This is a genomic window from Cyclobacterium sediminis (assembly GCF_054781075.1).
The window spans coordinates 170,871-191,392 of record NZ_BAAGVC010000021.1 but is presented as its reverse complement, the minus strand read 5'-3'; the positions used below and the strand labels follow the sequence as shown (position 1 = coordinate 191,392).

Sequence of the window (20,522 nt, the reverse complement as noted above, 5' to 3'; positions counted from 1 at the left end):
TCTCAACGAGTTTATTTACAAATTAAACAGACGGTATTTTGGAGACAAACTCTTTGACAGACTAGTAATTGCGAATATAACAGGTGCATAAACGGATAATCAGATAAAAATTTTAATTTATCCTTTTTTTTGAAATTAAAAATTTCACTTCTATATTCATTAAATATTTAAAAATGGAATGGTTCAGCGCAAGATTTCGGAGAAAATAGCTCAATTAAGTCAAGATATTTATGGAAGAGAAACAAGAGGTTTTTCGGAGAAATTTCACATATTATTGATTTTGTTTAAAGAAGTTTTTAATGGATTAATACGTGTGTTGAATGGTAAATTTCGCTTGAGAAATTGCAAGCATACCGGTAAAATGATTACTGTTAGAGGAGCATTAAGAGTAGAGGGAGGGGGTGATATTTACTTGGGGGACAATTGTACAATTTGGTCACATATGGGGGTAACCCAATTGTATGCAGATAGGGGGGCGGAATTAATTATTGGAGAAGGAACTTTTATTAATACCGCTTGTATTGTGTCTGCCAGTAATCGGATTGTAATAGGAAAAAACTGCCAGATTGCCAATCAGGTAATCATTATGGACGGTGATTTTCATGGTGTAGACAATAGAGATGAAGCAGGCAAATCAGGTGTAATAACTATTGGTGACAATGCTTGGCTTGCCACCAGGTCTATGGTTTTAAAAGGAGTGAGCATTGGTGAAGGAGCCACAGTGGCAGCCGGATCAGTGGTAACAAAAGATGTAGCACCATATACTTTGGTAGGAGGAGTACCTGCAAAATTAATCCGAAAACTTCAGGTTCCTGAGGGGCGGGAGGCTGCTACTAAATTATAATTGGCCTCAATTTTTATATATAATATGACATTACGCGATAAATGATGGATAACTGTGTGATTTTAGATGATGATACTGCGAGTATTAAAGTACTTTCGCATTATATTGAAAAGACTAAATCGCTAAAGTTATTGGCGCATTTTTCTGATGCAATTGATGGTCTGAATTACTTGATTGAAAATCGAGAAAAGATTGACCTGCTATTTCTGGATATAGAAATGCCGGAAATGAATGGTTTTGAAATTCTAAAACACAGTCAATATAATGGGGCATTAATCATTATTTCAGCCAATAATGAAAACGCTATTGCAGCCTTTGAAACGGATGCTTGCTTTTATTTGCCTAAACCATTTAGTTATCCACAATTTTTAAAAGGTATCGAAAAACGAAAGGAAAAAGAATTTAAAATTGATCCAAATTCCTATTCCAAAGATTTTATCTTCGTGAAAGATGACAGGCTTTATAAGAAAATCCTCTTTTCAGACATTAGTTACTGTGAGGGTAAAGGGGATTATATAAGTTTGAAATGTAAAAATAAGACTTATACGATTAAATCAACTATTTCAAATTTCTTGGACAAACTATCCGGAAATCCTGAGTTTGTTCAAGTTCACCGTTCATATGTGATTAATCTTCACTACCTCACGGATTTTGATAGCGATACTTCCGTTGTTGATGGTAAAATAATTCCTATTGGCGCTAAATACAAAGAACAATTAAAAAGTAGCGTGAATTTTCTGTAATGAATCAACTAGGCTTGGCTTCATGAATTATTTGAATAGCTTTTGACTTGTACTTATCGAATCTCTACCTCTGTAATAAGCTTAGACGTACTGTTGTAGGCCAATTTTTTATCACCTAGCTGTTGGTAGAATAATGGCTAGAATGTGATGGGTTTAAACCAAAATCAATTTTTGCCAAAAAAATGCCTATTTATGCTGCTTTTAAATCAATTACCATGGGCGATATAATCATTTATTAAATCTACAACTAAATCATATTCCTTATTAAAATCATCGATTAGCTTTTTTGCACGGGCTAATTCCAAATTGTCCATTTCTTCTAAAGCAAGAGCTGTTTTATAGACCTCAGCTAAGCCTGCGGTTAAGGCCGATCCTTTTAGTTTATGACCTTCTGAGTTTAGACCTGCTAAATCTTTATTGGTAAGATGATCGGCTAAAATAGTTTTGGATTGTTCCAGTTCGTGAATGGTTAATTTTAATACCTCTTTGATGATTGTAGGTTCATCACCCAAAAATTCTTTGACCTTGTTTACATCAAAATGATCTTTATGGGCAAGGTCAGAATCTTTTTTATCCGAGGATTTTTCATTTAAATCTTCCGAACCTAGACTTTTATCTCCATCCTTTGATTTTAACCATCTATCAAAAATGTAAATTATATTCTTCTCAACAATGGGTTTTGGTACAAAATCGGACATGCCGGAATCCATACACTTTTCTTTTTCTCCTTTTATATTACCTGCTGTGATAGCAATGATAGGAATATCTTTGGTTTTTGGATTTGCTTTAAGTTTTTTGGTAGCCTCATGACCACTCATGATAGGCATTTGTATGTCCATTAAAATTATGTCCGGCAATACTTCAGTGGCCAATTCATATGCGTCTAGTCCATTGGTAGCCTCAAATATTTCCACTTTTGGCGACACCTTTAAAACTATAGTTTTAGCCAAAAACATATTAATAGAATTGTCTTCAGCTATTAGCACCCGAGCTCCAACTGCTGCTTCATTTTTCTGAATTTCAGTTTGTTTTATTGTTTCCTTTGAAGCGGTCTGCTTAGGGGGTTGTAATTTGCTCAAAGCCTCAAATAGATCCTTGTTTTTAATTGGTTTGGAAATCCGACGATTAATCGAAAGCTCTTTACACTGTTGCAGAATATAATCATCTTCGGCAGAACTATGCAGCAATAAAATCGGGACTTGAGATTTGTCGTCGGTAAAGTTTTCTCTGATTTTTTTAGTGGTTTCCATACCATCCATATAGGGCATGTTTAGATCCATTAACACCACGTCATAATCATTGTTTTCTATTTGCTGTAAAGCGTCGAAACCATTTTCCGCTTCATCTACCTTGATATCTTTTAAAGAAAATATCTCTTTTAAAATATACCTATTGTTTGAGTTGTCATCTACTACTAATACATTATTGAGCGGGAAATCAGCTATTTGCTCTAATTCTCCTTCTTCAGTCCTGAGCTCTAAATCAAAATAAAAAGTACTCCCTTCATTAAATTTGCTTTTCAGTTGCAATTCTGACCCCATCATAAATAGGAGTTTATTAGAAATTGTAAGCCCTAAGCCTGTTCCTCCGTATTTCTTCGTGGTAGAACCATCCTCTTGCATAAAAGCATCGAATATTCTTTTTTGATACTCTTCAGAAATTCCTATTCCGGTATCACGTACTTCAAACCTAATGACTCTTTTATTGTCATCAATTTTATTTAAGGTCTGAATTTTAAGTTCAATTTCTCCTTTATCCGTAAATTTAACAGCATTTCCAAGCAGATTAATCAATATTTGTTTTAATCTGATGTCGTCTACATGTATAAACCTTGGGAGTGTTTTATCAATATTTAAGAGCATTTCTACTCCTTTTTTCTGCGCTTGATAAGAAACTACATCGGTAGCTTGACCGGAGAGTTCAAAAATATCTGATTTAATGATTTCTAATTCAAGTTTACCAGCTTCGATTTTCGAAAAGTCTAATATATCGTTAATAATATTTAATAAAGAAACCGCTGATTGATTGACTATTTTAATGTATTGGCTTTGGGTTTCATCCAATTCTGTTTTTACCAATAAATCTGTAAAACCAATTATACCATTAAGGGGTGTTCTGATCTCATGACTCATATTGGCCAGAAATTCTGACTTTGCTAAACTTGCTTTTTCTGCAATTTCTTTTGATTCAATTAAGTTTTTTTCGAGGATATTTCTGTCAATGGCATTTGAAATACTATTGGCAAAACTTCTCAGTAATGACAATTCAGCTTTTGACCATTCTCGTTCATTGGTACAGTCATCATAGCCTATGAATCCCCAAAATCCATTTTCAGTAAAGATCGGAATAGTCAAAATTGATTTGATATTCTGATCATCTAAAAGTTGTTTGGTTTCGGACTCATCAGGTAAGTTTGAAATGATTGCCATAAAAACCTCATTGTTTTCCATTGGGAAAACAAAATCACCAAACGCTTCTAAAGGAATGTTTTGTAAATCAGGATTGTTTATTTGAGCTTCTACGGTATCATTACTCCATTCAAACCGTTGGGAAGTATAGGTATCACCTTCTTCACCCATACTATTTTCGAAGTAATAAATCCTATCAACACCCACAGATTTACCTATGATTTCAAGACTGTTTGGTATTGCTTCATACAGCTTGTTATTAGAAAGTAATTCATCTGTGGCTTTGGAAATGGCTCCCAACATTTGTTCCTTCTGAATTAGCTGCTGTTCTTTTTTGACCTCTTCATCTATGTCCTGTATGGTACCTGAAAGATATAGGCATTTGCCGTCTTCAATATGAGCTTCACCAAGTGTTCTTACCCATAATTCCCTCCCCGAATTATTGATTATTTTTAGCTTTTCATCCCAGGGTTTCCCATAATTCATAGCTAAATCAATAACCTCTTTAATTTTATCGCGACTTTCTCCTTCTTTATAGAATTCAATTCCACTACCCAATTCCGGAATATAGTCTTCAGAAACGCCAAATATTGATTTAGTGATATCTGTCCAATTTATAGATTGTTTTTCAACATCATATTTCCAGCCACCTATTTTAGCCATGGCGTGGGTCTGATTCAAAAACTCTTTTGTGTTTTGGATCCTCTTCTCCAATCGTAACCTTTCCGTAATGTCAATAGAATTACCTATAACATATTGGTTTCCAAAATGGTCTTTCTCCACTTTATTACTGTAAAGCCAAACTTTCAACTGACCATTGGCTTGAAAGGTGGTCATTAATCCTTGAGCTTCTCCGTGATCTTTAATCTCTTCGATATAATCGTCAACCTCAGATTTAAATTTTGAAGGAATTATATCCCAAAGCTTTTTTGTAAGCATTTCTTCAACAGTATACCCCAATAATCGAGCGCCATAACTGTTAAAACTTAAAAAATTTCCTTCCATATCATGGGTAAGCATTAACCCTTGGCTATTTTCGAAAAAGGAACGAAATTTCTCCTCACTTGCTAAAAGTCTTTCTTTATTTTTTGTTTCTTCACTAATATCTCTTCCTATTGCAAAAACTAAATTATTTTCCAAATCCCCGGTGGCGCGCCAAGCAAAAGTTTTGTATTCCCCATTTTGACACTTCAGCCGGTGATAAAAAATTGCAGTATGTTCCTCTCCTGAAATTAATAATTGAATTTGTTTCATGGTGCTCTTTACATCATCAGGATGGATGTAATCTAACACCGGTTTGTCAGAGATTTCCTGCTCATCGTAGCCCAGAAGTGTTTTAAATGCTTTGTTGACTTTTATTATCTTTCCATCAGAGCCTAGGATGGTAATCAAGTCCTGAGATAAAACCATTGCCTTACTTAAGATTTGTTCCTCAAGTTGGCCTGAATGGGCAATTAATACTTCTTTGCTCTGAGGGTAAAGTAGGTCAAGGTTTTCGGCTACATTCAAATTTTTTGAAGGAATTTCTTTATTGAGAACGACGATAAAACCTAAGGTTGAATTATTATCATTTATTATCGGCTGAATTGCCAAATATTTAATTTCACCTAATTCATCTAGGAATTTGCTTTCTTTGAGCCCCGGTTCAGCCAATATCTCTTTAATGGCTGTAAATTTTTTTATGTTTTTCAAAAAGGTGAAAAAAGGGTCACTTTTTGATAGATTATGAGAGGTTGGAATACCGGAAGCACTGAGAATGCAGACCCCCTCATCCTGAAGAATACCCAAAAAGGCATGCGTACATGCGCATAGTTTTTGTGCCAGAGCCACTATCTTTGAAGAAATCTGTTGTCTTGACTTATTTTCTGGATTCATTTTTTTAATATGTCCAGTATTCTCCGTATTATTATCTGAAATATTTTTTTTCATGCTCTGAATTAAACTTTCTTGAGAAGGGCGCTAAATCTCAAAATAATGACTAAATAAAATCATTTACTGCTAAATTAATAGTATAACTCTAATTTTTAAAAAAAAATAAAGTATTCGATAAGATTAAAGCTTTGTCTTGATGGAACTTTAAATTTTTACAAAATCGAAATTTTAATTTTAAAATCAAATTCATAAATTAAATATATTCTTATGTTTCAGATAGTTTTTTGGATTGCAATCCTAGTGGTTGCGTACACTTTTTTAGGCTATGGAATTGTTATTGCCTTACTCGTAAAACTCAAAGGTTTATTCAGGAATAGTGATGACAAAACGCAAAAAGATTTTTTTCCGGACGTTACTTTAGTAGTTCCTTGTTTCAATGAAGCAGATATCATAAAGGAAAAAATTATAAATTCTCTTGGCTTGGAATACCCTGTTGATAAACTAGAGGTTGTTTTCATTACTGATGGGTCCAATGATCATTTTAGGGAGGTGTTGAATGAGTTTCCTGCTGTGAAATTGCTACATGAGGATAGAAGAGCAGGCAAGACAGCTGCAGAGAATAGAGCGATGAAATTTGTAAAAAGTCCATTTGTGGTGTTCACTGATGCCAATACCATGCTGAACAAGCAAGCAATAAAAAATATAGTCAAACATTTTAGTCTAGAAAAGGTGGGCTGTGTATCCGGTGAAAAGAGAGTTTTGGTGGAGGAAGAAGATTCGGCAAGTGCTGCAGGTGAAGGAATGTATTGGAAATATGAGTCATTTTTAAAGAAAATGGATTCCAAATTTTTTTCTGCCGTAGGAGCAGCCGGAGAGTTGGTGGCATTTAGAACATCCTTGTATAGAGATTTACCCGAAGATACTATTTTAGACGACTTTATGCAATCCTTACTTATCGCATCTGATGGGTACAGAATTGTGTATGAACCGGATGCTTATGCTATGGAAACCGGCTCCGATACCACCTCGGAGGAATTAAAACGGAAAGTAAGAATTAGTGCAGGTGGCTGGCAATCCATGAAAAGGCTATTTTTCAAAATAACACCTTTTAATCATCCCTTGCTCTTTTTTCAATATTTGTCACATAGGGTTCTTCGGTGGACAATTACCCCTTTTTTATTACTGCTTATTTTTATACTTAACTTTTTTCTTCTCGAGGAAGGCTTGATTTACCAATTAGTATTGGTCGCTCAATTGCTTTTTTATGCAGCTGCTTTGCTTGGATATGTTTTGGAAAACAGAAAGCTGAGAATTAAGGTGCTTTTTATCCCTTTTTATTTTTGTATGATGAACTATGCAGTAGTTGCAGGGCTGTTTCGTTTTCTAAAAGGGAGTCAAAAAAGCACATGGGAAAAATCAAAACGTAAAACCTAATTCAATACTTACTTTTGCCAAAGCAGGAAGCATGTAGATAGGTTTTTTTAAATACTGATGATACATGGTTTTAGGGATTATTTGCATAGCAGTTGATAAAAGGTGCAAGAGTTTTTTCTTCTAAGTAGCAAGAAAAGATTTGAACGAATATCAATTAAGATTTGGAGTACAAAAAAAATGTTGTTTTATTGGTTGATTATTACAATTAACATTAACCCTATCGATGAAATATATACCTTTTTTTTTGTTATTGGTGTGGCAGACCTATGCGCATGCGCAGTTATTACCACTTCCCTCTGCGGTGTATGAGTACAAAATGTTGCCCGTAAATGTTGTGAATGGCACAGAAACTCGTCCCATCCTTGATGGCCCCACAGAAACCTTAGATAATTTTAGAGTGAACCATTATACGCTTTCAGCCGGAAAAAGCTTGAGGCTAAAAAAAGGAGAAGAGAAATTAGTTTTGATTGGTACCGGCGAACTATTGGTTAATCAGGGAGTGATAAGTGAAAAATTAGAGGACAGGAGTGTGGCATGGTTAACCAAAGACCAACCTGCTAGAATTCATCATTCAGGAACCTCGCCCGTTTCTTTTTTTGTAATAGAATGGGAGTCTGAAGGAGTAGGTGAAAACTTTATACCTGAGGTCAATACTTTAACCAAGTATAATTACAAGCAATTGGAATTCAAAAAAAGTGAAAAAGGGGGACGAAGGGACGTAAGTAGAGGAGTTACGCCCACTTTACAAGAATTGGAAATGCATATCACAACTTTAAATGAAGGAAAAAAGAGTCACGATCCTCACGTTCATGCGGATGAGGAGATAATTCTGGTCCTACAAGGCCAAGTGGAGGAAATGATTAATGGAGTGCCATATCTTCTAGGCCCCGGTTCTCTTATCTATTTACATGCTATGGATGCGCATGGGATTAGGAATGCCGGAAAAGGAGCATGTGAATACTATGCTATTCGTTGGATTACAAAAGATACCGGCAAATGACCATTAGGATAGGTAAAATATGCGGTAAAGACATTTTTATATTTAAATTATAATACCTTATATTGTCCTCATAAATAAAGTTTTGCTTCCGCTTATGATTGCTTTGAGCGGAGAATAGTGTAGACAAGCAATAAACCCATGGGCATACTGAGTAATCATACGGACAACAATTTGCTGGCCTGTTTAAAACAGGGAGATATAGCTGCTTTTGATGAGCTGTATCATCGGTATGCCAGAAAACTTATGGCTTTTTCACTAACTTTTTTTGCTGACCAACAATTAGCAGAAGAGGCCGTGCAGGAAATTTTTGTAAGGGTATGGGAACGAAGGAGGAAACTAGACGAGACAAAATCATTTAAAAGCTACCTCTTCCAATCCGTAAAGTTTTATATGTTCAATTATATAAGAGATAGAAAAAATGACTGTAGCTTGGATAGTTTGTCTGAGGACTTCGGCATGGTATCGGAAAGTGTAGAAGACAGTTTATCTTATAAGGAATTGGAAGGAAAGATGATGGAGCAAATAGAAAAGCTACCTACGGTACAGAAGGAAGTTTTTAAGATGAATAAATTTAAAGGCATGACAAGTGAGCAAATTGCTCATCAAATGAAACTGTCAAAAAGGACCATTGAACATCATATTTATTTGGCTTCAAAATCATTGAAAAGTAACATGCTTCACAAGCCTGCTCTTGGTTTGGTTTTAATGCTCAATATTTTATTTTGAAGACGCCTATTAATTCTTTTAATCACAAAATATAAGTAGCGTGTATTTGGTGTTAGCTTAATTTTTTAACTTTTTGTATTTTTTTTCATCTTTTTATTAAGTAAATATAGCCTTTCATGGTTTATATACAAAAGAACAATAAACCCATTGGAAAGAGAGATTATTACTAAATTTTTAAATCAAACAGCTAGTCCTGAGGAAACCAGGCAAGTATTGGCTTGGTTAGAAAAACCCGGCTCTAGAAAGGTTTTTGATGCGCATATAAAAAATACTTGGGACAAGAGTTCCATTAGTGAAGAAGATAAGACTGATTATGATAAGCTTCTTCAAAAAATACATTTACGTACTTCTATTGCTACTGGGCCTACCCAATCAAAGAGTGTATCCTGGTACAAAACCTTCAAGGTTGCCGCAAGTATTGTCCTTTTAATTGGAAGTATCATTTTTATAAAGAAAGGAATAGAATTTAATGAGCCTCATCTTGCCTTACCTGAGAAGGTAATCGAGCGGAAAACAGGCATTGGAGAAAAGTTAACAATGAAGCTTCCTGATGGTACGAGTATAGTCCTGAATGCTAATTCGAGGATCATTTTTTCTACTGGTTATGGGGATAAGAATAGACTAGTGGAATTGGAGGGAGAGGGATATTTCGAGATTGCCAAAGATAGCATAAGGCCTTTCCAAGTTAAAACAAAGGGGATGGTTACCACCGCCCTAGGAACAGCTTTCAATACAATCGCTAGAGATGGGTTTTACGCTGTCGCACTTACCGAAGGGAAGGTTGCCATTGAGGCTGGGGAAGAAAAATTAAAGCTTAATCCCGGTCAAATGATGATTTTAGATAAAAGGGACAGCTTGTCAGGGGTTGAAGTGAGGCCTTTTGAAATCGATAAAGTGATAGGGTGGAAAGAGGGAATATTGCATTTTGAAAGGGTTCAATTAAAAAAAATTTTAGAAGATCTTTCCAAATGGTACGGAGTGGAATTAGAAATTGAAGCAGGAATAAATGTACATAAAAGAGTGATTGGAACCTTCCGGAATAAAAACCTAAGCGATGTACTCACTGGATTAGGGTTTTCAATGGGGTTTCAATTTGAAATAGATAAAAACCGAGTATTAATAAAAAAAAGTAGCCTATGATATAAACCAATGCAGGGCAAATCCCCCATCGCCAAATGAAATGATTTACCCTGCAGATCTTAAAATTTAACCTTTAAAATCATATAAAATTATGAAAAGAAAACTACTGTACCTAATAAAAATGGTATCCAAAAATCTATTGTATGGCTTGTTGTTGCAGTGTTTGTTTATGACAACATTGGCGGCTCATGAGATTAATGCTCAGATAAGGCCCATTGATAAGTCCTATATTAAACTGAAGAAAGTTCAATGGGATTTGAAAGAGATTTTCCGAAAGGTTGAGCATTCAACCGATTATCAATTTGTACTTCCGGAAGAAATTTTGGACAATAACCCAAATTTAAACTTAAAAAATAAACGACAATCAGTAAATGATTTGTTGATGGACATTGCCCTAGCAGCAGACCTAAAATTCAAGCAGGTGGACAATTCTATCTATGTGGCCAAAGGCAATTATCAGGATGGCCGAGGGAAAATCGAAATCTCTATAGAGGAACGCCCCATTAAAGGAAGAGTTGTAGATACTGATGGACAAGGAATACCGGGGGCAACGGTATTGGTTCAAGGAACCAATATAGGTACTGTCACTGATATTGATGGTAATTTTTCTTTCGAAGTCCCTGACAATGCAGTGTTGATTTTTTCATTTATTGGTTACCAACAACAAGTAGTTTCAGTCGGAAACCGAGATGAAATTAATGTTACCATGACGGAAGACTTGTCTTCACTAGATGAGGTAGTTGTGGTAGGTTATGGCACACAAAAGAAAGTAAACTTGACCGGGGCCGTGAGTTCAATAAACTCCAAGGAGATTGTTAATCAGCCTGTCGGACAAACGTCTATGGCCTTGCAAGGCATCGCTCCGGGAGTCACAGTGACTCAGCGAAGTGGCCAACCGGGAAGTGATGGAGGGTCTATTCGGATTCGTGGGGTAGGAACCCTCGGAGATTCTAATCCACTAGTGATGGTGGATGGAATAGAAACAAGCCTTAATAATGTTGATCCGAATGAGATTGAAAGCATTTCAATACTAAAGGACGCTTCTTCTGCAGCCATTTATGGGGCAAGAGCAGCCAATGGTGTGGTATTGATCACTACGAAACGTGGGGTAGAAGGAGTAAGGGTTAATTATAATATGTATGCCGGATTTCAAGTGCCCACGCAACTTCCGGACATTGTGGGGGCCATAGACCATATGGAAATGGCCAATGAAGCATTTACAAATATTGGAAATGATCCCCAATATACAGAGGAGTTTATTGCTGCTTATAAGGCTGGAATGCCTTCTGATCAATACCCTGATACAGATTGGCAAGGAATAACAATGAGCAACTCTGCCTTTATGCAAAATCACAATTTAAGCATCAATGCAGGGAGTGAGAAGTCAAAGTTATTTGCTTCCGTAAGTTATCTGGATCAGGAAGGAATTATTCCAAATACTAGCTTTAATCGCTTTAATTTAAGGCTCAATTCAGACATAAACGTTTCAGAAAGATTGACACTTTCTACAGATATCTTTTTGCGAAGGGCCTTCAAAGAACAACCTTCCAGTGGCACAGGTTACGTTTTTCACTGGATGAGAAGAATTCCTTCAAATGAGGTAGGCATTTTATCTAATGGGCGCTATGGTGAGGGCTGGAATGGAGACCATCCTTTGGCCAGGGCTAAAGACGGAGGGTTAAACACGAATGAGAGCCTGGATGCCATCTTAAACTTTCGACTGAATTACAAAATTTCCGAAGGGCTAAATGCCGAAATAATGTACGCTCCAAAGTTCTGGAACCCTCATAGCAAAGTTTTTTCCAATATCACGCAAACTTATGCCAGAGATGGCGTAACTCCTACGCACTTTGTTCCACAAAGAAATTCATTGTCAGAAAGCTATACTCGAGAGTGGTACAATAACCTACGAGCAATAGTGACCTATGACAAAAGTTTTAATGAGATTCACACCATTGGTGTGACGGCTGGCTATCAACAGGAAGATCAAACCAATGCATGGATTTCAGCTTATAGAGAAGTGTTTCCCTTGCCTCAATATGAGCAGATCAATGCAGGAAACAGAGCAAATGAGCGAACTGGTGGTGCTGCTTCTCACTGGGCTTTACAATCTGTTTTCGGTAGGGTGACTTACAATTATGATGAAAGGTATTTATTGGAAGGGAATGTACGTAGAGATGCTTCTTCCAGGTTTGCTGAAGGCAATAGATCGGGAGTATTTCCATCATTTTCTGCAGGTTGGCGGATTTCTGAAGAAGGATTTATGGAGCAGTACTCAAGTTTAATTGACCATTTGAAACTAAGGGCCTCATGGGGACAGCTAGGTAATCAAAATATCGGCCTTTACCCTTTTGCAGCCTTCATGGCCCTAGGCGGAGGTGCACAGGATTATACTTTTGGAGGGGCAAATGCTCCAGGAGCTGCATTGAACAGTATGGCCAATTCTTCCATACAATGGGAAACAACCGAAACTACAGATGTTGGGCTTGAATTTAACCTTTGGGGAAAATTAGACGTGTCTGCAGATTATTATGTCAGAAGAACCAAGGATATCCTTCTTGCTTTAAATATTCCACAGACTCTTGGACTGAGTGCCCCTTTTCAGAATGCAGGAGAGGTAATGAATAAAGGGTATGAATTGATGGTTAACTACCGGAATAAGGTAGGTGAACTGAATTATAGTATCATGTTGAATTATTCAGATGTACGCAATGAAATCATCGACATGAGGGGAATAGAAAATACAGGGTTAACTGTAAATAGAGAAGGTTACCCGATAGGCTCTTTCTTCGGTTATGTGGATCAAGGCTTGTTTCAGTCACAGGAAGAAGTTGACAATCACGCCGATCAATTCGGCAATATCGCTCCAGGAGATATCAAATACAAAGACATCGATGGAGATGGCATGATCAATGACCGTGACCTAGATGTGATAGGAAGCCCAATACCAAGACATACCTTTGGCGCTCGCTTTAATGCCGATTACAAAGGTTTTGACCTTTCAATTTTCTTACAAGGTGTAGGTAAGGCAGACGGCTATTTATATGGTCAAGGCATTATGCCATTTTATTTAGGAGGTACTGTACAAGAGCAGCATAAAGACCGTTGGACGCCTACCAATACTGATGCGGCCTACCCTCGACTTGCTTGGAATCAGACTAACAATGAACAAAACTCTAGTTTCTGGATGAGAAATGCTGCCTATTTAAGAGGGCAGAATATTCAGGTTGGATACACTTTTTCTGAAGAAGTTTTGGATCCACTGAATATCAACGGGTTAAGGGTCTATTTAAGTGGGAGGAATCTGTTCACCATTCATGATTTTTATGAAGGCTATGATCCGGAAGCACCTGTGAGTAACGGAGGTTGGTATCCCCAGATGGCTACTTACACTATGGGTTTGAATGTTAATTTCTAAACACTTGGAACTGATGAAAAAGATAATAATATATACAATATTGATACCTGCTTTGATTTTCTCTTCAGCATGTGATGATGAATATTTAGAGCGGCTGCCCTTGGACTCTCCTTCAAGCGAAACCTATTTTGCCAATGAAACTGAATTGGAAATGGCTGTCACTGGAGTGTACAATAGACTTTGGTATTTTCCGGTGGGAATCGCATGGTTTTTATCATTCGATTTTGCCTCGGATGATGGTTGGGATCGAAATGGAAGCAACCTTCAAGCACTAGGAAGAGGGGAACAAAATGCGGACAACGGATTTACCAACGGTTTTTGGTCTCATTTCTATAGAGGTATAAACAGGGTAAATTATATTACCTCTAAAAGTAACCAACTCAGGCAGGAAATGAACCCTGAAGACTATGATAGGTTGGTTGGCGAAGCTAGGTTTTTAAGGGCTTATTTTTATTCCTATTTGGCGGAGCTTTATGGCGATGTTCCCTTGATAACAAGCACACTTACACTGGAAGAGTCCCAAACCCCTCGTGCTTCTAAAGAGGCTGTTATAGATTTTGTGCTTTCAGAATTAAATGAGGTGAAAAATTATATCCCTATGAATGCCTCCGAAAAAGGAAGGGTGACCAAAGGAGTCGTTTTGGCATTGATGTCTAGAGTAGCTTTATGGAATGAAAGATGGGAAGAATCTGCAGCAGCATCCAAGGAACTTATGGACTCAGGTGCTTATCAAATCGACCCTGATTACCAGGGAATGTTTACCTTTGCAGGAGATAATTCCCCTGAAGTGATCATGAGGATCCAATATCTCAGGGGAGTAGCAACCCACAATATGCCAAGAAATTTTTGGTCCAGAATGGCCTTGGGGCATTCAAATAAAAAGCCACCTCAAGACATGGTAGATACTTACCATTGTATAGATGGTTTGCCAATTGATGAGTCGCCTCTTTATAAGCCCGATAGCCCTTTTGAGAACAGAGATCCTAGGTTAGGCCATACATTGGTAGTGCCGGGCTCTCGATTAGTAAATTGGATTTATGAGACGCACCGAGACAGTACCATGACTTGGGAATTTAGGGGTGATGAAATGATAAGAGTTCCCAATATCGAGGCCCAACATGCTTATGCGTCATTTACAGGTTATCTTTATAGAAAGCATGTAGATGTAGCAAATTATCCTACAGATGTAGGATCCACAGATCAGAATCTAACCATTTTCAGACTAGGAGAGGTATTGTTGAATTATGCGGAAGCAAAGGTTGAATTAAACCAATTGGATGAATCTGTTTATGAGGCAATCAATGCCCTTCGCTCAAGAGAATCGGTACAAATGCCACTGCTAGCGTCTGGAAAAACCCAAGATGAATTAAGGAATATAGTTAGAAAGGAAAGAAGGCATGAATTGGGAATGGAAGGATTTAGGTATTTTGATATTCGAAGATGGAGGTTAGCAGAAGATGTAATCCCCGGTCCTGTAAGAGGACGTGTAAACAGGTATGGTGAAGGTGGATGGTTGAACTCTCCTCCTATGATAGATGAAATGGGCACTCCCACTTATGACAATATCAGCAATGCAAATGAGATGGTGGTAGTGGAAACAAGATCATTTAATCCGGAAAGAGATTACTTGTGGCCTATCCCTAGGATAGAATTAGAAACAAATACCGCACTGGTTCAGAATCCGGGCTATTAATCTGGAAGCTGATATCATTCGATAAAATGACTTAAATAAAAACAATTGAGTTTCCTGCTTCAGGTCATTGACCTTGGAGCAGGAAATTCTCTTTTGATATAGGAATTGAAGGTGATTTCCCCTAGCTAGCATGTACATGAAAAAATAGATTTAATCTTGTTTCAAGGGAGAATTAGGCTAAAGTACAAGGCATTAATAAACTTGGCAATGCCAAACAATATTTGTGTTTAGTTTTATGAAAAATTAGATTATTCAAAGCTATCTTACCTTTGCAAAAGCGTTGTGTTTTAGTGAACCAATAAAATGAACTTTCGGGAATAAAATATTGGACTAGGAAAATTGTAATAATATAGACCTCTTACCTATTTGGTAGGTTTGAAATGCTATAAATTTTAAAAATGAGAAGAGAAGACGCTAATAGAATGAGGAAAAAATTATTGAATCAAAGACTATTTACCAAAATGCCAAGATTTTCGGGATACTTGGTATTGGTTACTTTCTTATTAGCTTCATGCAAACCTCAGGATAAAGAAATTGTTAAAAATGACTTACCTAATATCTTATTTATTTTTGCAGATGATCTGGGCTATGGAGATTTGGAAGTGTACAACGCGAATTCCAAGACCCTTACACCTAATCTGAATCAATTGGCAAAAGAAGGTGTGCGGTTCACAGAAGCTTATTGTCCGGTTTCTGTCTGCTCTCCGAGTAGGTATGCCCTAATGACAGGTGAGTATCCTTGGAGAAGTTGGAAGAAAAGCGGAGTAATGAGAAATTACGAGCCGTCAATGATAGCGGAAGAGACTTTGACTTTACCGCAGATGCTTACCAATGCAGGTTACCAAACCGTGGGATTTGGAAAATGGCACTTGGGCACTACTTTTCCTACAACAGATGGTGAAGTTCCTGTGGGTTATGGTAAGTTTCACGATGAGCAGAATGGAGCAAATATTGACTTCAATCAACCATTAAGCGATGGACCCATGGACCGTGGTTTTCAACACTGGTTTGGTTTCAGTTGCGCAAGTGAATGTTGGCTATTTGAGGACAAAAAAATTGTCGGAGCCATTCAACATGATTTATATACCACAGAGGCGGCTTCCCCGGGAGAAGGGCTAATGGAATTACCTTTAAAGGATTTTCTACCCTCTATCACCAAAAAAAGTATCAATTACCTTCAGAAATTTAAGAGTGAAGCTTCAGACAAACCTTTCTTTCTTTATTATTCCCCCTATGTTCCTCATATTCCCTTGGCTGTTTCTAATGAATTTATTGGTAAAACTGAGGCAGGGCCTTATGGGGATTATGTATTTGAACTGGATCATTATATCGGAGAGTTACTGCAAGCGCTGGATAAGCTAGGATTGAGGGAGAATACCCTAATTATTTTTGCAAGTGACAATGGCTCTCAATTTATTGCTACCCATGCAGGACAAGAAGGGGAAGCCCATTCAAATAGTCCTTCTGAGGTGAATAAGGAGATTAATCCTGATGCACATCGGCCCAATTACCCCTACAGGGGAACCAAATGGTCTGTTTATGAGGGAGGTGTTCGAACGCCTTTAATTGCAAGTTGGAAAGGAAATTTTCCTGAAGGACATGTTAGTGATCAGTTAATTGCCTTAAATGATGTTTTACCTACTTTGGCAACTTTGGTGGGTGAAAAAATACCTGAAGGAGCTTCAAGAGACGGGTACAATTTATTGCCTGTTTTTTATGGAGACAGAGTAGATACGGAAAAGAGAGAATCCGTAGTCGTGAGGGGAAGTGGGGAGTCCTACGCTTTAAGAGCGGGTAAATGGAAGGTAGTGGGGCGTGGAGATTATCCCTTTACATCTCCCGGAAAACTATATGATTTGGCTGAAGACCCTGGAGAAACAAAAAATATATATGCCGAAAACCCAGAATTGGCTGATAAATTATTGAATCAATTAAACGAACATTTAGCCTCAGCCATGGGAGGATCTTAAAATAAGAATTTAGAAAAATTAATACCATTTGCTGTTTACCAATTAAAATTTAAAAATCATGAAACACCTGTTTACTGTTGTGTTATGTTTCCTATTTGCTACGTCTACTTTTACGCTGAAAGCCCAAAATTCCACTTATGATTTGGTTATTTATGGTGGGACATCCGGAGGAGTTGCTGCGGCCATTCAAATGTCTCGAATGGGAAAATCAGTAATTCTCATTGAGCCTTCAAACCATTTGGGTGGTTTGACCACAGGTGGCTTGGGAGCAACTGACATAGGTAACAAAGATGTGATAGGAGGTATATCCAGAGAGTTTTACCAAAATATAATGGAATACTATAAGGATCCTTCTACATGGAATTATGAAGATCGCTCGGCCTACTTATCCAGACCAGACCAAACAAGATCCAATGATGGAGAAGATGCCATGTGGACATTTGAACCATCCGTAGCCATGAAAATTTATCATGAAATGTTGGCGGCAGAAGATGTTACACTGGTCATCGGAAAACGACTGAACAGGCAAAGCGGTGTAAACTCTCAAAACAACAAAATTATTTCCATCACTATGGAAAGTGGAGAAACTTATTCCGGTAAAATGTTTATGGATGCAACCTATGAAGGAGATTTAATGGCAGCATCCGAAGTGAGCTATACTACAGGAAGGGAGGCCAATAGTCAATATGGAGAAACATTGAATGGTGTACAGGCCAATAAATATAACCTTACTTTAAAAGGGAATGTTTCCCGAAATGCCATTCACCACAATTTTGTTCCCGGAGTAGATCCATACATAATTAAAGGAGACCCTTCCAGTGGATTATTGCCTTTTATTATTGAAGGTGGTCCGGGAATAGACGGGACAGCCGACAAAGGAATTCAAGCCTATTGTTACAGGATGACCTTAACCAACCATCTGGAAAATAGGATCCTATTTGAAAAGCCGGATAACTATAATGAACTTGAATATGAGTTGCTGTTCAGAAATTATGAAGCATCCAATGGGCCTATTGAAGAGATGTACCATTATGGTGATCCATTGGTTCCCTGGATCAATACGCCCATGCCCAATAAAAAAACAGACACCAATAACCAGAAGGGCTTTTCAACAGATTTTATCGGTCAGAATTTCGATTATCCGGAAGCAAGTTATGCTGAAAGAGAAGCTTTTGCCCAAAGGCAGTTGGAATACCAGCAGGGCTTGATGTGGTCCCTGGCCTATCATCCAAGGATTCCAAAGAAAGTCAGGGACGTGGTCTCCAAATGGGGAATGACTAAGGATGAGTTCAAGGATAGAAATGGATGGACCCCACAACTATATGTGAGAGAAGCGAGGAGGATGGTAAGTGATTATGTAATTACTCAAGCGGATTGTGAGGGTTTGGTTCCTCAGGTAGAAGATGGTGTAGGAATGGGTTCTTATGGTATGGATTCTCACATGGTTCAACGCTATGTAGACCACAATGGCTATGTACAGAATGAAGGTAATTTTGAAGCCAGAGGATTAACCGCTTATCCCATTCCTTACCGATCTATTGTGCCAAAGAAAGGTGAGAAGGAGAACCTTTTTGTACCGGTCTGCATAAGCGCCACTCATGTTGCTTTTGGATCTGCTAGAATGGAACCGGTCTTTATGGTCTTGGGCCAATCAGCAGCCACAGCAGCTTCCTTGGCCATTGACCAAGGTGTAGCAGTACAGGATTTGGAATACTCTTTATTGAGGGAGGTTCTTCTTAGAGACAAACAAATCTTGAATTATAAAAAATAAATGCAGGGTCTCTTGTCAGTTATTGAGGCGAAATAAGTTAACAAGAGATCAATTAAGGCGAGAACTCAAATAAAATCTAAAATCCATCTTATGTCCGATCGACCCAGAAACAATCGTAGAAAATTCTTAAAAAAAGCAAGCGGTTCTGCAGCCTTGGTGCTTGGATCTCCTTCAGTGTTTGCCGGAGCCATAAAGGGCGGCAAAACACCCACTTATCTCAATTTAATAAAAAGAAAACCTATAGCGGCCAATGACAATATTCGGATAGCGGTAATCGGTACCTGAGGGATGGGTATAGGAGATGTAAATACAGCCTTGATGGTAGATGGAGTGGAAGTAGTGGCCGCCTGCGATCTGTATGATGGAAGGCTTACCCGGGCCAAGGAATTGTGGGGAGCTGATATTTTTACCACCAAGGATTACCGAGAGATACTGGAACGAGCAGATGTGGATGCTGTCATTAATGCAACCACTGATCATTGGCATCAAAAAATTAGTTTAGATGCTATGGATAAAGGCAAGCATGTCTATTGTGAAAAACCCATGGTGCAGCGATCAGTGGATGGGCATGATATCATTGCCAAGCAAAAAAGTACTGGATTGGTTTTTCAGGTAGGAAGTCAATATGTTAGTTCAATCATACACGCCAAGGCTAAAGAACTCTTGGCGGCAGGTGAAATAGGTGAAATCAATTTTGCGGAAGCCCAAATTGACAGGCATAGTGCGAGAGGAGCTTGGCAATATACTGTTCCGCTGGATGCATCTACGGATACAGTGGATTGGGATACTTATATTTCCAATGCGCCAAAAAGAGAATGGGACCCTTTACGTTTTTTTAGGTGGAGAAATTACCAAGATTATGGCACGGGAGTAGCAGGTGATTTGTATGTGCATATGCTTTCTATGTTACATTTTGTAACCAACTCCAAGGGCCCCGAAAGAGTGCAAGCAACCGGAGGCTTGAGGTATTGGAAAGATGGAAGAGATGTGCCCGATATTCATTTGGGATTATTTGATTATCCCAAAACCGATGCTCACCCTGCTTTTAATTTATCCTTAAGAACCAATCTGGTAAGTGGTGGAGGAAATAACTTTCTTTTTAGAATTGTTGGATCTGAAGGGGACATAACGATAGACTTTAATGGATTAAAACTACGCAAAACACCATTTCCAAAAGATCCGGGAATGTCCTTGCATAGCTTTCCGGAAGCAATGCAGGAGGCTTTAAAAGCTGAACATAGGAAAAAATATCCGCAAAAAGCTGAAATGGTTGGCCCCAATGAATTTGAATTTAAGGTTCCTTCCAATTATAAAGGGGATAGGTATGAGCACTTTGTTAATTTCTTTGAGTCTATTCGGAATGGGAAACCTGTGGTAGAGGGTGCCGTCTTTGGACTCCGAGCTTCAGGACCTACGGAAGCAGGAAATATCAGTTATTTTGAAAAGAAAATTGTCGGTTGGGACCCCATTGGAATGAAGCTTAAAAATCTTTAATAGTAATGG

13 protein-coding genes are annotated in these 20,522 nt (G+C 37.8%); 12 read left to right on the top strand and 1 reads right to left on the bottom strand.

Annotation, left to right across the window (positions count from 1 at the left end):
- The first annotated feature begins 178 nt into the window (after nucleotides 1-178).
- Together ACYVHJ_RS18015 and ACYVHJ_RS18010 are read left to right on the top strand one after the other, a co-directional pair.
- Complete coding sequence (locus ACYVHJ_RS18015) at nucleotides 179-844, top strand: acyltransferase (RefSeq protein WP_460517573.1); 666 nt, start codon at nucleotides 179-181, stop codon at nucleotides 842-844.
- A gap of 56 nt (nucleotides 845-900) precedes the next feature.
- Nucleotides 901-1,587: a LytR/AlgR family response regulator transcription factor gene (locus ACYVHJ_RS18010; RefSeq protein ID WP_460517569.1), complete on the top strand. Its 687-nt coding sequence runs from the start codon at nucleotides 901-903 to the stop codon at nucleotides 1,585-1,587.
- 206 nt (nucleotides 1,588-1,793) lie between these two features.
- Here the strand turns inward: ACYVHJ_RS18010 and ACYVHJ_RS18005 are convergent, their stop codons facing one another.
- Nucleotides 1,794-5,924 (bottom strand): response regulator, encoded by a 4,131-nt coding sequence (locus ACYVHJ_RS18005; RefSeq protein WP_460517565.1) that lies wholly within the window; start codon nucleotides 5,922-5,924, stop codon nucleotides 1,794-1,796.
- A 210-nt stretch (nucleotides 5,925-6,134) separates the two neighbouring features.
- On the opposite strand from ACYVHJ_RS18005, the gene ACYVHJ_RS18000 reads away from it, so the two are divergent.
- From ACYVHJ_RS18000 to ACYVHJ_RS17955, 10 genes are all read left to right on the top strand, one after another.
- Complete coding sequence (locus tag ACYVHJ_RS18000; protein WP_460517562.1) at nucleotides 6,135-7,301, top strand: glycosyltransferase family 2 protein; 1,167 nt, start codon at nucleotides 6,135-6,137, stop codon at nucleotides 7,299-7,301.
- A gap of 223 nt (nucleotides 7,302-7,524) precedes the next feature.
- Nucleotides 7,525-8,301 carry a cupin domain-containing protein gene (locus ACYVHJ_RS17995; protein ID WP_460517559.1) on the top strand — a complete coding sequence of 259 codons (777 nt, stop codon included), beginning with the start codon at nucleotides 7,525-7,527 and terminating at the stop codon, nucleotides 8,299-8,301.
- Nucleotides 8,302-8,439: 138 nt separating this feature from the next.
- Complete coding sequence (locus ACYVHJ_RS17990; protein ID WP_460517556.1) at nucleotides 8,440-9,027, top strand: sigma-70 family RNA polymerase sigma factor; 588 nt, start codon at nucleotides 8,440-8,442, stop codon at nucleotides 9,025-9,027.
- A gap of 147 nt (nucleotides 9,028-9,174) precedes the next feature.
- Complete coding sequence (locus tag ACYVHJ_RS17985; RefSeq protein WP_460517553.1) at nucleotides 9,175-10,167, top strand: FecR family protein; 993 nt, start codon at nucleotides 9,175-9,177, stop codon at nucleotides 10,165-10,167.
- Between the two features lie 91 nt (nucleotides 10,168-10,258).
- Nucleotides 10,259-13,585: a SusC/RagA family TonB-linked outer membrane protein gene (locus ACYVHJ_RS17980; protein ID WP_460517550.1), complete on the top strand. Its 3,327-nt coding sequence runs from the start codon at nucleotides 10,259-10,261 to the stop codon at nucleotides 13,583-13,585.
- Nucleotides 13,586-13,598: 13 nt separating this feature from the next.
- Nucleotides 13,599-15,278 (top strand): RagB/SusD family nutrient uptake outer membrane protein, encoded by a 1,680-nt coding sequence (locus ACYVHJ_RS17975; RefSeq protein WP_460517547.1) that lies wholly within the window; start codon nucleotides 13,599-13,601, stop codon nucleotides 15,276-15,278.
- 398 nt (nucleotides 15,279-15,676) lie between these two features.
- Nucleotides 15,677-17,248 carry a sulfatase family protein gene (locus ACYVHJ_RS17970; RefSeq protein WP_460517544.1) on the top strand — a complete coding sequence of 524 codons (1,572 nt, stop codon included), beginning with the start codon at nucleotides 15,677-15,679 and terminating at the stop codon, nucleotides 17,246-17,248.
- Nucleotides 17,249-17,306: 58 nt separating this feature from the next.
- Nucleotides 17,307-19,019, top strand: a complete 1,713-nt coding sequence (locus tag ACYVHJ_RS17965) for an FAD-dependent oxidoreductase (protein WP_460517541.1) — start codon at nucleotides 17,307-17,309, stop codon at nucleotides 19,017-19,019.
- Between the two features lie 90 nt (nucleotides 19,020-19,109).
- On the top strand, nucleotides 19,110-19,304 hold the full coding sequence (locus ACYVHJ_RS17960) for a hypothetical protein (RefSeq protein ID WP_460517538.1): 195 nt from the start codon (nucleotides 19,110-19,112) through the stop codon (nucleotides 19,302-19,304).
- Nucleotides 19,305-19,307: 3 nt separating this feature from the next.
- Entirely contained in the window at nucleotides 19,308-20,513 is a 1,206-nt protein-coding gene (locus tag ACYVHJ_RS17955; protein ID WP_460517535.1) for a Gfo/Idh/MocA family protein, read from the top strand.
- Nucleotides 20,514-20,522: the final 9 nt, after the last annotated feature.

Coding starts and splice junctions, on each gene's coding strand:
- ACYVHJ_RS18015 (WP_460517573.1), top strand. CDS start 179: ATGGTTCAGCGCAAGATTTCGGAGAAAATAGCTCAATTAAGTCAAGAT.
- ACYVHJ_RS18005 (WP_460517565.1), bottom strand. CDS start 5,924: ATGAAAAAAAATATTTCAGATAATAATACGGAGAATACTGGACATATT.
- ACYVHJ_RS18000 (WP_460517562.1), top strand. CDS start 6,135: ATGTTTCAGATAGTTTTTTGGATTGCAATCCTAGTGGTTGCGTACACT.
- ACYVHJ_RS17995 (WP_460517559.1), top strand. CDS start 7,525: ATGAAATATATACCTTTTTTTTTGTTATTGGTGTGGCAGACCTATGCG.
- ACYVHJ_RS17990 (WP_460517556.1), top strand. CDS start 8,440: ATGGGCATACTGAGTAATCATACGGACAACAATTTGCTGGCCTGTTTA.
- ACYVHJ_RS17980 (WP_460517550.1), top strand. CDS start 10,259: ATGAAAAGAAAACTACTGTACCTAATAAAAATGGTATCCAAAAATCTA.
- ACYVHJ_RS17975 (WP_460517547.1), top strand. CDS start 13,599: ATGAAAAAGATAATAATATATACAATATTGATACCTGCTTTGATTTTC.
- ACYVHJ_RS17970 (WP_460517544.1), top strand. CDS start 15,677: ATGAGAAGAGAAGACGCTAATAGAATGAGGAAAAAATTATTGAATCAA.
- ACYVHJ_RS17965 (WP_460517541.1), top strand. CDS start 17,307: ATGAAACACCTGTTTACTGTTGTGTTATGTTTCCTATTTGCTACGTCT.
- ACYVHJ_RS17960 (WP_460517538.1), top strand. CDS start 19,110: ATGTCCGATCGACCCAGAAACAATCGTAGAAAATTCTTAAAAAAAGCA.
- ACYVHJ_RS17955 (WP_460517535.1), top strand. CDS start 19,308: ATGGGTATAGGAGATGTAAATACAGCCTTGATGGTAGATGGAGTGGAA.